Source organism: Burkholderia sp. Se-20378, from assembly GCF_017104665.1.
In the GTDB taxonomy this organism is placed as follows: Bacteria; Pseudomonadota; Gammaproteobacteria; order Burkholderiales; family Burkholderiaceae; genus Burkholderia; species Burkholderia lata.
On the sequence record NZ_JAAGPG010000195.1, the window covers coordinates 1 to 14,826 of the forward strand.

A 14,826-nucleotide genomic window follows, 5' to 3' on the forward strand; every position below is an offset into this window, starting at 1 on the left:
CCCGTTGCCGATGCGTTCTGGCCGATGGCGACCGCGCCCGCCGTCTGCGCGTTCGAGCCGTCGCCGACCGCGACGCTGCTGGCGCCTGCCGCGCTGGCGTTCACGCCGGCCGCGAGGGCGTTGGTGCCCGTTGCGCCCGTGTTGTCGTAGTTGCCTTGCGTCGTGCCGTTGTCGTTGACGCTGTAGTAGTGCGTCTTCGCGGCGTTGATCGCGGTCGAGGTCGAGGTCGACAGCGAGGTGATCGAGCTGGTCGCCGACGACAGGCCCGTCGAGGTCGAAGTCGACAGCGAGGTCATCGAACTATTCGTCGAGCTGAGGCCGGTGGACAGCGAACCGATCGAGCTGTTGGCCGACGAGAGGCCCGTCGAGGTCGAGGTCGACAGCGAGATGATGGAGCTGTTCGCCGAGGACAAGCCGGTCGAGGTCGACGTGGACAGCGACGTGATGGAGCTAGTCGCCGACGAGAGGCCGGTCGAGGTCGAGGTCGACAAAGAGGTGATCGAGCTGTTAGCAGACGACAAGCCGGTCGAGGTCGAAGTCGACAGCGAGGTGACCGAGCTATTGGTCGAGCTGAGACCCGTGGACAGCGAACCGATCGAGCTATTAGCCGACGAGAGACCGGTCGACGTCGAGGTGGACAACGACGTGATCGAGCTGTTTGCCGACGAGAGGCCGGTCGAGGTCGAGGTCGACAGCGAGGTCACCGAACTATCCGTCGAGCTGAGGCCCGTGGACAGCGAACCGATCGAGCTGTTGGCCGACGACAGACCAGTCGACGTCGAAGTCGACAGCGACGTGATCGAACTGTTAGCCGACGAGAGGCCGGTCGAGGTCGAAGTCGACAGCGAGGTGACTGAGCTATTGGTCGACGAGAGGCCGGTCGAGAGCGAACCGATCGAGCTGTTGGCCGACGACAGACCCGTCGACGTCGAGGTCGACAACGACGTGATCGAGCTGTTTGCCGAGGACAGCCCTGTCGAGGTCGAGGTCGACAGCGAAGTCACCGAACTAGTCGTCGAGCTGAGACCCGTGGACAGCGAACCAATCGAGCTGTTTGTCGACGACAGGCCGGTCGACGTGGAAGTCGACAGCGAAGTGACCGAGCTATTGGTCGACGAGAGACCGGTCGAGAGCGAACCGATCGAGCTGTTAGCCGACGACAGACCCGTCGAAGTCGACGTCGACAGCGACGAAATGGCGCTGGTTGCAGTACCAACCTGTTGGACGACCGAATACAGCTGGCTGCCGTTGATCGCGTCGGTACTGGTCGACGTTACCTGGCCGGCAGCGACGTTGGTGATCTGCCGTTCTTTGTTGTGGTCACCGACACTAACGGTGCCGACCGGCGAGGCGCCAGCAAATCCGCTGAACGTAACGCCGTTAATGGTTACGCTGCTTGTCGGGTTAGCCGGGGCGGTCAACGAGTTGGCGCCGAGCGCAACGGAGTTGTTCGTAACGGCGACTGAACCAGGGCCGATGGCGACAGCGTCGATGCCAGTCGCGGTGCTGTCGGCGCCGGTAGAGTTCGCGTGGAAGTATTTGATGCCCTGATTGTTGATATTATCGATTGCCGAGCCAACGCTGTTGACGGTCGACGTCGTGCCGTCCGCGTTGTAAGTCGTGTACGCCGGCGCGGAAACCGTCCCGGTCGTCGGGTTGTACGCAGCGCCCCCACCGAGTGCCGACGCCACGCTGTTGCCAAGATTGTTCGTCGTGGTCGCAACCGTGCTGAGGCCGGTCGACGTGGAGGTCGAAAGCGAGGAAATTGCGCTGTTAGTCGATGAGAAGCCCGTCAACATGGAAGTTGACAGCACAGCGATGCCAGTCGAGAGACTGACGTTGCTTGTACTGAGTTGCTCAACTGTCACTGCATCGGTAGGAGCGGAGCCGTCGGCTACGTTAGTGATACGACGATTTGTCACTGCGGTGCCGCCACCCACAGATACTTCCGAGGTCGGCGCAGCTTGATCTGTGATGTAACCTGACCCTGTCGGTGCTGACGCACCTGTTGTACTGCCCGCACCAATCGCGACGCTGTTCGCATAGCTTGCACTTGCCGAAGAACCTAGCGCAACCGCCCCAGACGCACCAGACGCAATGGTTGAACTACCTACGGCAACGGAATTGACTGCTGCTGCAGTTGCATTGATGCCAATTGCCGATGCATTTGTTGCAGCAGCCGTCGCAAAAGATCCCAATGCGGTCGCCCCAGTGGCTGATGCGGTCGCGTACCCTCCCACCGCAGACGCATACCCAGAAGTTGCAGTTGCATTCGCTCCAACCGCAGTTGCGTTACCGGTCGCACCGCCATTGGCGACTGCGAAAGCCCCCGCAGCAAGGTCGAACTGCGCCGCCGCCACCGAAGCACCACCAAGAGCCGTGCTGGTATATCCACTCGAAGTCGCAGAATTTCCAAATGCCGTGCTGAAGTCAGCGCTTGCGGTCGACAAGGCTCCAAACGCCGCACCGCTAAAACCATTCGCGATTGCTCCGAACCCGACTGCTGTCGAACTCATCGCACTGGAAGTCGCGGAAAGGCCGACAGCCATCGATTCTGAACCACTCGATATCGCTCCATTACCTATTGCAATGCCATAGGTCCCAGTACCTTTTACAGTTGCCGTATTCCCAATGGCCACCCCCTCGTCTGCCCCGGCTGCAACCGAAGCGCCGTTGCCAAGGGCAACGGCATTCTGCGAAGCTGCGGACGCCCCGGTGCCCGCAGCAACGGAGTCAATCCCCGTTGCCCCGTTATTGGCATAGTTTCCTCTTTGTGGACCACCGTCGTTCACGCTGTAGTAATGCGTCGACGCTGCTGCCGCTGCTTGAGCAAGCTTATAAAGTTGGCTCCCGTTTACACCGTCAGTTGATGTCGCAGAAATCTCACCGTCCGCCACACCTTGGATCTGCCTACTTCCAACAGCGACTACTCCATTAGTCGGTGCCTGATTAACGGTGAAGGTTGCGCCTCGAAATACACCGTTCGCCGTTGTCCAATTCGTAGTCGAGTGTGTCGCGTTTGCGACGCTGCCGGAACCGATCGCCACGCTGTTTGCCAGCGAAGTCGTCGCGGAAGTACCGATTGCAATTGCGCTCGTCGTTCCGGCGTTAGCCTCGCTTCCCAGTGCGATCGAATCTGCTCCGGTTGCTTGCGCGCCTTTGGTTGTATCTCCTCCAATGGCGATTGCGTTTGCTCCACTCGCAATGGTCGCATTCGTGGCGTCGCCATTTCCACCAAAGCCCAGAGCAACTGAACCATTTCCGATCGCCTGCGCCCCAATTCCGAGCGCAGTGCTACCCGTTCCAGACGCTGTGTTAAACAATCCAATCGCGATCGCCCCTGCGCCCGACGCCGTATTGGCTATACCCAGAGCTGTGGAACCAGCCAGGCCAGAGAGATTATTCATACCAATGGCGGTCGATCCCATACCAAATGCCCGATTACCACAGCCACCGGCAAATGAATTGAAACCCCATGCCAACGTTGCCTGGGAACCCGCGGGTGACACCCCGCCACCAGAAATTCCCGATGCACCGCTGTAATAGCCGATCGGCACCCCGTTCCATGTAATGTTGTACGCTGGCACCCCGGTCCATGCAACTCCAGGATCGGTTGTTTGTGACGTCGTTCCAAGCGTGAATGCGACGTTTGAGGTGGTTAGTGCAGTTTTGGAAGGACTCAGACTCAAACAGTCATCGTCGCCCGTGATTGCGACGCCTTGCCCCGAAGAGCCAATATAACTGTTGCCTACCGTTCCGGTTGTAGAACCCGAAGCACCAATCGAGTTGGAGCCAGTCGTATTGCCACCTCCGTTTATTACACCAGCGAAAACGGGCGCGGGACTAATTCCTCCGCCAAATAAGGATCCTATTGCAAGCGTGATTGCAAACGTCCGACTCGTTGCAAGCATCTCCATGATGTTGGAGGTCCGAGATGAATGTGCCCCCCCCTGCTTAGCGCGCGCATGCTCGGATGCGACAACGTAGTTTCCACTAGCTTTGCACCAGATAACTTTGAATACTTTATTCATATCCACCCCAAACCGCGCAAAATCACCCTCATTCAAATCGACAAATTAAATCGATTTGATTGGGATTATTAATTATTGACTTCATTCAAAGCGATACGCTCACATCACACTTAATACACATCGCCAATGCATGAGCCCCGATGCCGACAATATTGCGACGCCATACCTTACAGTTACATCGACAACAATTAAGGCCTTGCCAATATTTAGGTTATGACGCCACTCAGGCATGGTATTGCCAATTAATATTAAATCGGCTTACAAATGTTTAAAAACTTAAAATTTTACAATGATTATAATATAACCACACCACCAGTAATATCAATTTGTGTATTTTTTTAAAATAATCATCATTTTTTGTTTTTATAAAAAATCATGCAATTGAAAATCACACCCCCCGCAAACGTTTAATCTATCTTTGCACATCGCAAAAAAAATGGCTTCCGATCACCAGGCCGCATAAAGTCTACGCCACTGCATTCAGCCAATCGCGATTCGATAGATTGGATGCCCTCCACGGTCTTTGAGCAAGGGATGCAGATGTCATCAATGTAGATTTTTCGACCTAGCTCAAGCGGTTGTACTTTCGAAACGTAAACTGGCGATGCGAGATTACCTGACATAAGGATCTGCGCCGAATCTCCGCACGCACGAAATTACACAAGATCGACGTGATCAGGCCCCGAAAACGTTGCGATTGGGTGGATATGCTGTCGACCAGCTCAAGCCCAAAGGCCAACGTTCAGAAGGCGCGCTAAACACCGTAGCGTTCGTATCGAAAAGGGAATCCGGGCGGCTGTATCGACAGCTTGAGCCGCGTCTATGTTCAGTCCGACCAGATGAGCCATTTCATGCGAACTCGTCGCCGCCTTCGCCCGGCGGATGGCCGTCGCGCGGGCGACCAGCGGGACGGCTTCGAGTTCCGATGTGACAACGGCGAACCGCCGCGCGTGACGTTCGCGTCGGAGTGCTGCGACCGAGAGACCGTGAGCTTGGCGGCTATGACGGCGGGCCACAACGGGTGACATCGTGCGCGACGTGATGCTAGCGGCAGGGCAAAATCGGTTTGCCGAGAAACTGCAAATACCGTCCGAGATCGAGTGGCTGACCAGCAACGTTTCGGGCTATACGGTCGACGACACGCGCCGGATTGCGACGGACATTGGCCTGAAGCCATTGACCATGCTGGCGTGCGGCCCGTAACGGTATGGCCGAGAGTTTCGCGAAGACCATGAAACGTGATTACGCCGCCTGTTAGTTGATGTCGGACGCGGCGACTGCTGCAAAAAACTTGGCCGTCGCGTTCGAGCATTACAAGGAGAAGCAGCCCCACAGCGCGCTGAAATACCGCTCGCCTCGCGGGTTCGGGCGCTCGATAGATTCAACTACTTTAGCGTGAAGCGGTTTCCGGGATTACAGGGTCGATTCCACAATCAGTTGCCAGTAGGCGAAGGGAGAACTAATGGTCATAGTACGAACGCACCACACAACCTAGGCAATATGCATCGTCAACGCAGCCATATTTGCCGGTACTTTACTCGAACGCTTTAGCACGCTTGATTGGCCGCTATGCTAGGCCACGTCGCAATGCGCTTTCCGCATAGGGCAGCGTTTTCAAGCATTGATCAGACTATTGCAAATTACTATATCCTTGCCCCACCGGAGTACAACGTGAAGGTCCTATCCAGTGCAATGATTTGCGCCACTCTGCTGGCTGCTGCGGCGTCGGCTAGCGCCGCTGGGTGTCTAAAAGGTGCAGCGGCGGGCGGTGTAGCAGGCCATGTTGCCGGTCATCATGGCGTCGTGGGTGCCGCTGCCGGATGCGCAATCGGTCACCATCACGCGGCGAAAAAGGCAAAAGCCGCTAGCACGCCGGAGGAACTTCGCAATAACGGCTGACGCGCCGAGGCGCGCCCAACCGCCGAGATGATGGCCGCACCGCAAACGTGCCCTATTTATCACGCTCGCCTTTCCGTTGTCCAGCGCAAAATACTCACTGAGTAAAACATATGCGGCTACCATTCGATGAACTATTTGCCAACACCTCAACCGAAGTGCTTTCCAATGAGGCGCGTGTCCCTTGCAAACCGAATTCGGACAGGTCCGGAACAACGACGCTACCGGAACGAGAAAACCGGATTGCGGATTTGCGAGACTTCTTTGCAGCCACAGCCCTTCAAGGATTGCTTTCAAGGGATGCCGGACGCAACATTACAGCAATCCCAGATTATGAATCCAAGAGAGCGGCAAGCGCTTACAAGCTTGCCGACGCAATGCTAAAAGCGCGCTGACGAAGCGACGTCAGCGTCCGAGCGGCTCACTGAGTATTTCGCTCGGTGAGCGTAAGAACCTATCAGGTGTGCGATTCACGGACATCGTTTCACTTTTTAGTGCGCCGTTTCCATTGCGTGCCGGAGCTCGAGGCCCCGTTAGGGAGACGCGAACTCCAGCACGAGCCGGTGATGTTCGGCGAGAGTCTTGTCGACGCGCCATTCGCGGTGTCGAATTCGCTCTTTCGATTCGTCGTAGGCACCGCCCACCTCCTCCGCGAGAGGTGTGACTGCGCCCAACTCCGCGATACGGTCGATGGGCGTCTTACCACCAAGTGAGCCGTGCGGGCGCCGCCAGTTGTAATCGAACTGCCACTCCTCAATGCGTTGGTCGATCGCATCCTTGGTCGGCGGATGATGCGACCAGAATTCGTTGCGGTCGGTGAGCTGTGAACGCTCGACCTTGCCATTGAGGTGTGGCGAGCGTGGCAGGATCGGTCGGAATTTGATGCATTCGCTCATCAAGCACCGCTGCACCGACTCGGCGAAAAACTCACCACCTCGGTCGGTCTGGATACGCTGGATCGGGAACAGCATCTCCTAAATCACGCGATCAAGAAAAAGCAGCGTATTTCGGGCATTTCTGCGTGGGTATATCGCCAGTACCCGGAATCTCGAACAGTCGTTGATCGCCGTTTATTGGTACGCACCTCGAGCGATTCTCGTCGTGTCCATCTGGACGCGGTCTCCAGGCACCGGTCGGATATAGCGTTTCGGCTGCGCCGGTCGCTTGGATCGAATCAACGGCTTTGCGCCCGCCTCGCTCAAGATCTGGCGAATGGTCGCGACAGATAATTCTCGTTGCTCGTGCAGTCGCAAATCATCCTGGATACGCCGTGCGCCTTTGCGTTCGACACGCAATCGGAGGATCGTCGCCCGATCAGCCGCGGAAACCTACTGGTTGGAGCTGCGGCGTGGACGACGGCTGCGAGACTGGAGCCCCGCTTTTCCAGCTTCCTGATTGCGGCGTAGCCATCTGCGAAGTGTCGGTCGAGATATGCCACATCCCGCGCACACGAGGCCGGCATTGCCGGTCTCGTGATACATGCGTACCCAACGTAATCGCGCGGCGATTTGTCAGTCCATCGCTTCATTTTAATTGAAACGATGTCTATGAATCACACATATCAGTAGCCGCGCGCGACGAGCTTTGACCGGGTCTCAGCATCCTCCACTCAGCGCACAATCTCTCGGGAGGCCCTACCGATAAGGGCGACTAGGGCGGCACGACACGCGGTCATCGCAACCCGTCGGGGACCTAGAATTACGCAGCCAGCAAGCGCCACACCGATGGCCGTTCCTGTTGGACCGGCTATGGACGGCAACCCTATCCCCTGACCAGAGCGTGATTTCCGCTGTAACACTTCGATTAAGTGACAACACGCTGACAATTCGGCGCGTGTTGCGGCCATGTGAGCAAGGATTGCCCGACGCTTTGATTCCAGCGAGGCATCGCCATTCTTACGCTTCATCAAAGGCGCTCCTTAATGGCTTGGATGTCACGCTGCAACTCGTCACCGATAACGGAAAATGTGCCAAGCTCTTCGCGTGTGCGCACGACAATGAACGTGCCAACGGCTGCAAATATCCAGAATCCCGCCACGGTCCACGCCGTTTCGATCAAGTACGGCGTCTTCGCGGCACTGACGATCGCTGCGATGCACACGAACGCAAGCCCGAACATAGCGCTTAGTCCGAGCACTGCATACAGTATCAAGTCTCGCAAGAAGCGCCGTTTGGCCAGATCGAACTCGACTGCTGCAAGGCTCGCGTAATCAGACAAGCGCAAAACCGAAAATCGCGCGACGTTCTGCCACTTCCTCATTGTTGAGAACCAAATCATGGCGTGCTCCGGTGCAGGCCACTACACACCGCGTGCCGATGGGCAACGGCCGATCAACGCTTTGACCAAAGCGCACCGATGACAAAGCTCACCGCCGCGATAGTCAACAGTGTCGTGACAGGATTATTGGCGGTAACGTCGCGCACCTGTTCAAGCGCCTCGCCGTAAGATTGCTGAGCCTTGCCGGCCACTTGACGCAACTTTCCCTCAAGCTGCATCTCGGGATCGCCGACCGCGTCGCCGACCGCTTCTTGTCCCTTGCCAGCCAGATTGCGTACGATACCGTCCGTTTTTTCAAACATATTCGACCTCCGGTTCAATTGTATTACCCAAATCGAGCTCTCAAAATCGAGCTCTCAACCCACCTAGATACAGTTCTACTACATCGACAACATCATCCGATTTCCTATGAGAAAGTATAGAGACAGCATAGGATCGCGAATCATATTCAAATGCACTGGGATCCTTAGTGCATTTGTGGGGGGCACGACAATGCAGCCGCCTGCACGTTGCCTTCACTGTCGAACAGAAACCTCTGCGTGTACTTTCCGAGTATCGGACGAGTCTCCGACTCACTCGAGGGCTAACGCGCCACCATACGAAGGGGTCGGTACGCGGACGGTCTTCCGAAATAGCGGAAAACCGCCACGCGCGCGTCGACCGCCGTTCCTCATCGGCTAATCAAACAGTTACTGAACATGGAACTTGGGTGACGTGGCAACAGTCCCGCTGACCGTACAGTCCGGCGTCAATACAGCATTGTTGAATGTCAACGAAGAGCTCGGATCGTTCCATGCCGTCACCACCTTGCTCGGACCGCAGGTGCCGAGCAACGTAACATTCACCTGAGCGTTATTGATCGAAAGTTGCGTCGTGTTATCTGCTTGACCGGTCCACGGCGACCCACTACTTGCACTGCCGCTAATTAGGCCGCATGTCGCACCGCCCGCGAATGTCGTCGACGTGATAGTTAAGATGCCGGTCGACGTGATCGTTCCGTTGAAGGTGGACGTACAGGACGCGTTGATTGACCCTTTGCTGAGGCTTGTGATGCCCGATGCGGAAAAAGGCTCGCCGTTCGGGTTCATCGGCTGACCGTCGGCCCGCGTAACGGTAACTGCGAAAGCAGGCGCGGCCGAAACCGCGGTGAAAGCCACTGCAGCAACAAGCGATACGATTTTGCGAATGCTCATTTGAACTGCCCCCTCTCTTCACAAATGGCGGCACGCCGCCAGGAACGCGACCTCCCGGCCGAAAAGGTCCGGCCAGCCAGTCGCAGGAAGCCGCCGACGCGCGTCATGCGCACCGGTCGGCTCAGAACTTGTAGGAAATCCCGACGAACGTGATCAGCGGGTCAGCCTTCAGCCGCGTGCGCGTGGTGGCCAGCGTCGAGCCGTCGGCCGCCTTGATCACGAGCGACGAGTAGGTCTTCAGCGGCATGTAGGTCAGCGTCGCCGTGAGCCCCCAGTGCTTGTCGATCGCATAGCTCGCACCGACGTTGTAGACCGGCGTGAACGACGACGACGCCTTGCCCTCCACCGACGTCGGCCCCGGCTTGCCGGCACCGGCCGCAAGCACGCTGCCGAGGTTCTCGTTGATGTCCTTCGCGAAGTTGCCGTTCAGCTCGATGTTGCTGAACCAGCTGTAGGCCACGCCGATCCCGACGAACGGCCGGAACCGCGCGGTCGACGAGTTGAAGTAGTACTGCAGAATGATCGTCGGGCTCCACTGCCGCGCGTTCTTCACCGCCGGCTGGTTCGCCGGGTTGTCCATGTTGACGCTGCCGAGCGCGCCGGCCGGGCCAGGCGGCCGGATCGAGCCGTGCCCGGTGAGCGTGAACTCGGGCGGCACGCCGAGCACCGACGTCACCGCGATATGGTCGGTGAAGAAGTGCGTGAGCGTGAGGCCGACGGTATCGGCGTTGTTGACCGTCAGGCTCGTGCCCGGCGACGTGAACGACCCGGGCAGGCGCAGCGGCCCGTTGATCGGCATGCCGGCAAGATTCGTCGTCAGCCCGTTGGTCGAATCCTGCGGCATGATGTGCAGCCAGCCCAGCGTCGCGACGTTGTCGCCCGCCTGCTGGGCCGATGCGAGCGTCGACACGCCTGCGACGACACCCGCGACAATCAGCTTCTTCATGAAGTCTCCCCTCATTCTGTCCGGGCGCCGCGCATCCGCGCGCGGCGCCACCGTGTCTCCATCCAGGCGTGCGTCACTGCACGAATGCGCCGACCGTGAAGTACGGGTTGCTCGTATCGTTCATGTCGAGGAACCCGAATACGCCGCCGGTGAACACGAACTTGCCGGTCGCCGGCCCCGACGCCGCATCCGCATGCACGGTCGTGACGACACCGGGCACCTTCTGCGTGTAGTCGAGATTCAGCGCACGCGTGAGCGCGGCCTGCGACGCATTGAACGGATCGAGCAGCGTGGCCTGTGCGCCGACGAGCGCGGTCGCGCGGTAGTTGAACGCGCTGTCGACACCCGTGTACTCGCCGTTCTGCGAGCCTTGCGCGATCGCCGTCTGCGGGCTCAGGAACGAGATGCCCGATTCGTCGTCCGCGCTCGGCGGGCCTTGCGTGAGGTCCGCGTTGGCTGCACCCGTGCGGATGAAGATCGGCACGAGCTGGTTGCGCAGCTTGCCAACGATCAGGATCCCCTTGCCGGCCTTCGCCGGATCGACCGCCGCGAGCGTCGGCTGAATCTGCGGCAGGTAGTTGAGCGACTGGAACGCCGGCGCATCGGGCCGCAGCGTGAACGGCTGGTTCACGGTCGCGCTCGATGCAAGCGGCTGCCCGCCGTTCTTCTTGCCGAAGTTGTCGGTCTCGACGTAGCTGCCGTCCGCGTTGATCGTCACCTGCTGGTCGAGCGCCACCGGCTGGAAGCTCTGCGACGGCACCTGGTGATAGCCGAGCTGGTTGTACTTGCCGGCGATCTTCGTCAGGTCGGTTTCCAGCGACGAGAAGCTGATGAACGGGTAGTACGGGAACGTCGTCTGCGGAATCTTGCCGACGCCGATCACGCCGTTGAACTGGATCGTCGCGCCGGGAATCGCGCCGCCCAGCACGCCTTCGCCGAGGAACAGCCGCGCGGGCCGGTTCGGGTCGAGGCTCGCGTTCTGCATCCGGAACGTGCACTGGTTCAGCTTCACCGTCGGCAGCCCCGTTTCGTCGGCCAGCGTGCCGTCGACCACATTCGCGGGGCCGTGTCGCGCGTCGGCTGCACGGTGCCCGTGGTGGTCGGCACCGGCGATGCGAGGTACGTCATCCGGTACGTCATCTTCGTCGTGTCGAGCTGCACCTTCACGAGCTCGCCCTATCCCGACCCGCCGATGAACACCGTGTTGTAGTCGATCGTCTGCGGGCACAGCCGGACCACCGGTGCGGGCGGCGGGTCGCCGTCGCCGCCGCATGCGGCCAGCACGGGTGCGAGTGAAGCCGCAGCCATCCATTGCTTCAAATTCATAGGAATCCTCTTGAAATTCTATTCGCCGGCGGCGACGCATGCGCCGCCGGTGTTACGTGTTCAATGCAGGGTTGGTTACTGGACGAACGCGCCGACCGTGAAGAACGGGTTGACCTGGCTGTTGTTGACAACCATCGCGTAGACGTTGCCGGCCGTCACGATCCAGCCCGTATCGCCCTTCTTGAAGATCGCCAAGTTTCCGTTCGCGCCCTTCGCGATGAAGTCGCTGTTGGCCGTAACTCCGACTTTCCCAGGCGATACCTGTGCATAGTCCAACCCAAGCTGTGCTGTCACTGATGACGTTTGCGGATCGATCAATGCAGCCGAATTGCCTTGGAAGAGCGCCGACGTATAGTTTGCCGCGATACTCGACACCGCAGTGCCGTCCGAACAGTTACCTGCCGCCGGCAAAAAGAAAGTGCCATCGTACTTGCCCGGTAGGTCTGGATGTGACTTATTTCTGTCGAAGCTCGGCCCCGAATTTCCAGGTGCCCCCGACGGCCCATTGGACGTAACGACACCACATGCCGAGGCGCTCGTCGCACCGATAAATCCGCCTTTCAACACGTTGCTCTCGACGGCTCTCGCGGGTGTAAGTATTGAAATGCCCACCTCCGCATCAGCCACCGACGCAAGAGGGTTATTAGCTGCCGCATAAGAAAATCCGACTCGAATGACAACTGGCACCAACGCACCGTTCAGCTTTCCGACGATCATCACTCCGTGCGCCTGACTTGGTGTAAGAATCACGAGAGGTTGCTCTTGTCCTGCCGACGGATACGGCATCCCCGTTAGCGGGTGACTGACAAACACATTGTCTGGCGTACCGTCCGCGTTCTTGCGCAACGTCCATGGCATTCCGGTTGTCTGACAGGAATAGTCGCTGTCTTGCGTAATCGTGCACGAGCCGTCCGCATTGAGCGTCTGGTTCCAGTTCACGACGTCTGGCTGCCAACCCTGCGGCACAGTGGTCTGGAAAGAGGTGCCAGTCGGCGAAAGATGAAGGCCAACCTCGTTGTACGCGCCGGCCACCTTCTCGAAATCCGTTTCGATGCTGCTAAACCCGATGAACGGGTAGAAGTCAAACGTCCGCGACGGCACCGCTCCGAGAACCACGCCCGGTACGAGTTCGATGCCCGAAACGGCGATTGTGGCACCTGGAATCCCACCACCCACGATCCCATTACCGACGAACAGCATCGGAGGATCTGAGCGATTTATCGTTATCGCGTACGCACCATCACTCGTTGCACCACTGTCGAGCACGAACGCGCAGCGATTCTGCTCTGGTGTTGGGAGATTGGTCGGGTGATGGAACGCGCCGCTGATCGTCAGACCAGCGCGCGTGTTGTTGATCTGTCCTGCCGTGGTCGGTACCGACGAGTCGACGAACTGCATCTGATAGCTGAGATTCGTCGTGTTGAATTTCACTTTGATGTACTCGCCACTGCCGGCCCCCCCCGTATACGTCGTCGTGTAATCGAGCGCGTCCGGACATAGCTTTGTTAAAACGGGTGGCGTAGTCTCCGCGCCGCTAGGCCCGCATGCGGCGCCTGAGCACTGCGGCACGTTAATCGGCCCAGGGTCATCCCCCCCGCCGCAAGCGGAAATGAACGGTCCCAATACCAGCCCCATCACTGCTAGCCTTTTCCACGCAGGTATCACAATCATTGCTCGCTCCTCATCGGGCGCGAATACCTTCGCCCCTAACGGCCCCTAGCCCAACAATCACCGCTACACACGCTCTCAGCGAGACAGCATTCGTCCCGACTCCAGAGAGCCGCGTCGTGAAGGTGCCCTTCTAAGATCGTATGAAATCTACCTGCGCTTTTTCCATCTGTCGAAGAAGACATCCGTTTTCCCGTGCATGACGGAAATCGGCTCGCAATTCTGCCTAATAACGAACACCCATATATTTTCCCCAACCTCTTGGCTATTCGATCTCTTTATATGCGACGGCCTTGTTGACGCGACTATGATTTGCCAGCCCGATCATGTAAATGGACGAAAGATTCCAAACAACGGAACGCCGGATGACGCAAGGCACGTAACGAGGCAATGGTTATTTCAAACACACCCCACCATCCAAGAATAAGAATTATCTCAGGAACCCAAAGCGGCAGAATTTGTATTATTTTTTAAAATACATTTTCTAAAAAAAATGTAACGTATTATTTTCAAATTAACGCCCCCACACCAATGTCATCATGATTATCGACAGAATTGCATTTAACCCCGTTTATATTGAAGCACTCGTGCCGTCGTCAATCTCGACCTCCTTATGTCCCCTTCGAGCACTTAAGGTTTCGATGGCAAGAGCTTTGCTCATTGCAGACGCAATCTCTTCGGTCACATGCGATGGAAGCGACTGGAGTTGGCCCAGTAGGAATCGGCATTACGTCAGCTAAGATTTCTGAGAGTCCTTTAGAGACAGGAAGTTGTGAAGTCAGCGATATTTCAGCACACTACAGGCAAATCGCACCTGTCCATTGCGCTGGGCGCGGAAGCCGTGCGCGCTGGCAAGAGCGTCTACTTCGGCTCGCTGGCCGAGGTCGCCAACACGATGGCCAAGGCCGAGCGGGAAGGCAACCTGGCGCAGCGCGTGCGCTTCCTTGCCCGTAACAGCCTGCTCGTCGTCGACGAGATCGGCTACCTGCCCATCGGCTCCAACGGTGGCAATCTGTTCTTCCAGATCGTCAACGCCTGCTACGAGCGCTGCGCGATCATCCTGACGTCTAATCGCAGCTTCGGTGAATGGGGCGACGTGTTCGGCGACAGCGTGGTGGCTGCGGCGTTGCTCGACCGGCTGCTGCACCACGCGATCGTCGTGCAAATCGAAGGCACATCGTACCGCCTGCGAGAACACGCCGATCTGCTGCCGGACCATCTGCGCAACCGTCCATCTTCCCTGAACCCCGTGCCCGCTGAACCGGCTCGCCGGCGTCCGGGCCGCCCCCGAAGGAATCCATTCGATCACGTCGCCGGTTGATCACCGTCCGAACAGGGTGGGGAATTTTACTTCGACACTTCGGGGTTGCGGACAAAATCTTGGACTACCTTGGAGGTAGTTCATGTATTCGTACGAAGACCGGGTTCGAGCGGTTCGGCTCTACATCAAGTACGGTAGGAGCGCGGCGGCAACTATTCGCGAGTTGGG

The 14,826-nt window shown here is 58.1% G+C and carries 6 protein-coding genes and 6 pseudogenes; 3 read left to right on the top strand and 9 right to left on the bottom strand.

Going from position 1 to position 14,826, the window contains the following annotated elements:
- Positions 1-296, bottom strand: a pseudogene (locus G3N93_RS42050) (hypothetical protein); the annotation flags it as partial.
- A 933-nt stretch (positions 297-1,229) separates the two neighbouring features.
- Positions 1,230-4,031, bottom strand: a pseudogene (locus G3N93_RS42480) (ESPR-type extended signal peptide-containing protein); the annotation flags it as partial.
- Between the two features lie 908 nt (positions 4,032-4,939).
- Between G3N93_RS42480 and G3N93_RS20460 the strand changes: the two are divergent.
- Positions 4,940-5,430: pseudogene (locus tag G3N93_RS20460) on the top strand (integrase core domain-containing protein); the annotation flags it as partial.
- Positions 5,431-5,702: 272 nt separating this feature from the next.
- Entirely contained in the window at positions 5,703-5,930 is a 228-nt protein-coding gene (locus G3N93_RS41635) for a hypothetical protein (RefSeq protein WP_254603412.1), read from the top strand.
- Positions 5,931-6,411: 481 nt separating this feature from the next.
- Here the strand turns inward: G3N93_RS41635 and G3N93_RS20465 are convergent.
- The 7 genes and pseudogenes from G3N93_RS20465 to G3N93_RS20495 all read right to left on the bottom strand — a co-directional run bounded on the left by G3N93_RS20465 (position 6,412) and on the right by G3N93_RS20495 (position 13,340).
- Positions 6,412-7,408: pseudogene (locus G3N93_RS20465) on the bottom strand (IS481 family transposase).
- Between the two features lie 424 nt (positions 7,409-7,832).
- A complete protein-coding gene (locus tag G3N93_RS20470) occupies positions 7,833-8,204 on the bottom strand; it encodes a phage holin family protein (protein WP_174989824.1) in 372 nt (123 codons plus the stop codon).
- Positions 8,205-8,257: 53 nt separating this feature from the next.
- Positions 8,258-8,506 (bottom strand): CsbD family protein, encoded by a 249-nt coding sequence (locus tag G3N93_RS20475; protein ID WP_174989823.1) that lies wholly within the window; start codon positions 8,504-8,506, stop codon positions 8,258-8,260.
- 387 nt (positions 8,507-8,893) lie between these two features.
- On the bottom strand, positions 8,894-9,397 hold the full coding sequence (locus G3N93_RS20480) for an activator protein (protein WP_174989822.1): 504 nt from the start codon (positions 9,395-9,397) through the stop codon (positions 8,894-8,896).
- A gap of 121 nt (positions 9,398-9,518) precedes the next feature.
- A complete protein-coding gene (locus G3N93_RS20485; RefSeq protein WP_071332061.1) occupies positions 9,519-10,343 on the bottom strand; it encodes an OmpW family protein in 825 nt (274 codons plus the stop codon).
- Positions 10,344-10,416: 73 nt separating this feature from the next.
- Positions 10,417-11,669 (bottom strand): annotated as a pseudogene (locus tag G3N93_RS20490) (DUF2957 domain-containing protein).
- 75 nt (positions 11,670-11,744) lie between these two features.
- Complete coding sequence (locus G3N93_RS20495) at positions 11,745-13,340, bottom strand: DUF2957 domain-containing protein (RefSeq protein WP_206133805.1); 1,596 nt, start codon at positions 13,338-13,340, stop codon at positions 11,745-11,747.
- A 796-nt stretch (positions 13,341-14,136) separates the two neighbouring features.
- Here G3N93_RS20495 and G3N93_RS20500 point away from each other — a divergent pair.
- Positions 14,137-14,658, top strand: a pseudogene (locus tag G3N93_RS20500) (ATP-binding protein); the annotation flags it as partial.
- Positions 14,659-14,826 lie beyond the last annotated feature (168 nt).

Excerpts from the sequence above, each read along its gene's own strand:
- G3N93_RS20470 (WP_174989824.1), bottom strand. The coding sequence starts at position 8,204 with ATGATTTGGTTCTCAACAATGAGGAAGTGGCAGAACGTCGCGCGATTT.
- G3N93_RS20475 (WP_174989823.1), bottom strand. The coding sequence starts at position 8,506 with ATGTTTGAAAAAACGGACGGTATCGTACGCAATCTGGCTGGCAAGGGA.
- G3N93_RS20480 (WP_174989822.1), bottom strand. The coding sequence starts at position 9,397 with ATGAGCATTCGCAAAATCGTATCGCTTGTTGCTGCAGTGGCTTTCACC.
- G3N93_RS20485 (WP_071332061.1), bottom strand. The coding sequence starts at position 10,343 with ATGAAGAAGCTGATTGTCGCGGGTGTCGTCGCAGGCGTGTCGACGCTC.
- G3N93_RS20495 (WP_206133805.1), bottom strand. The coding sequence starts at position 13,340 with ATGATTGTGATACCTGCGTGGAAAAGGCTAGCAGTGATGGGGCTGGTA.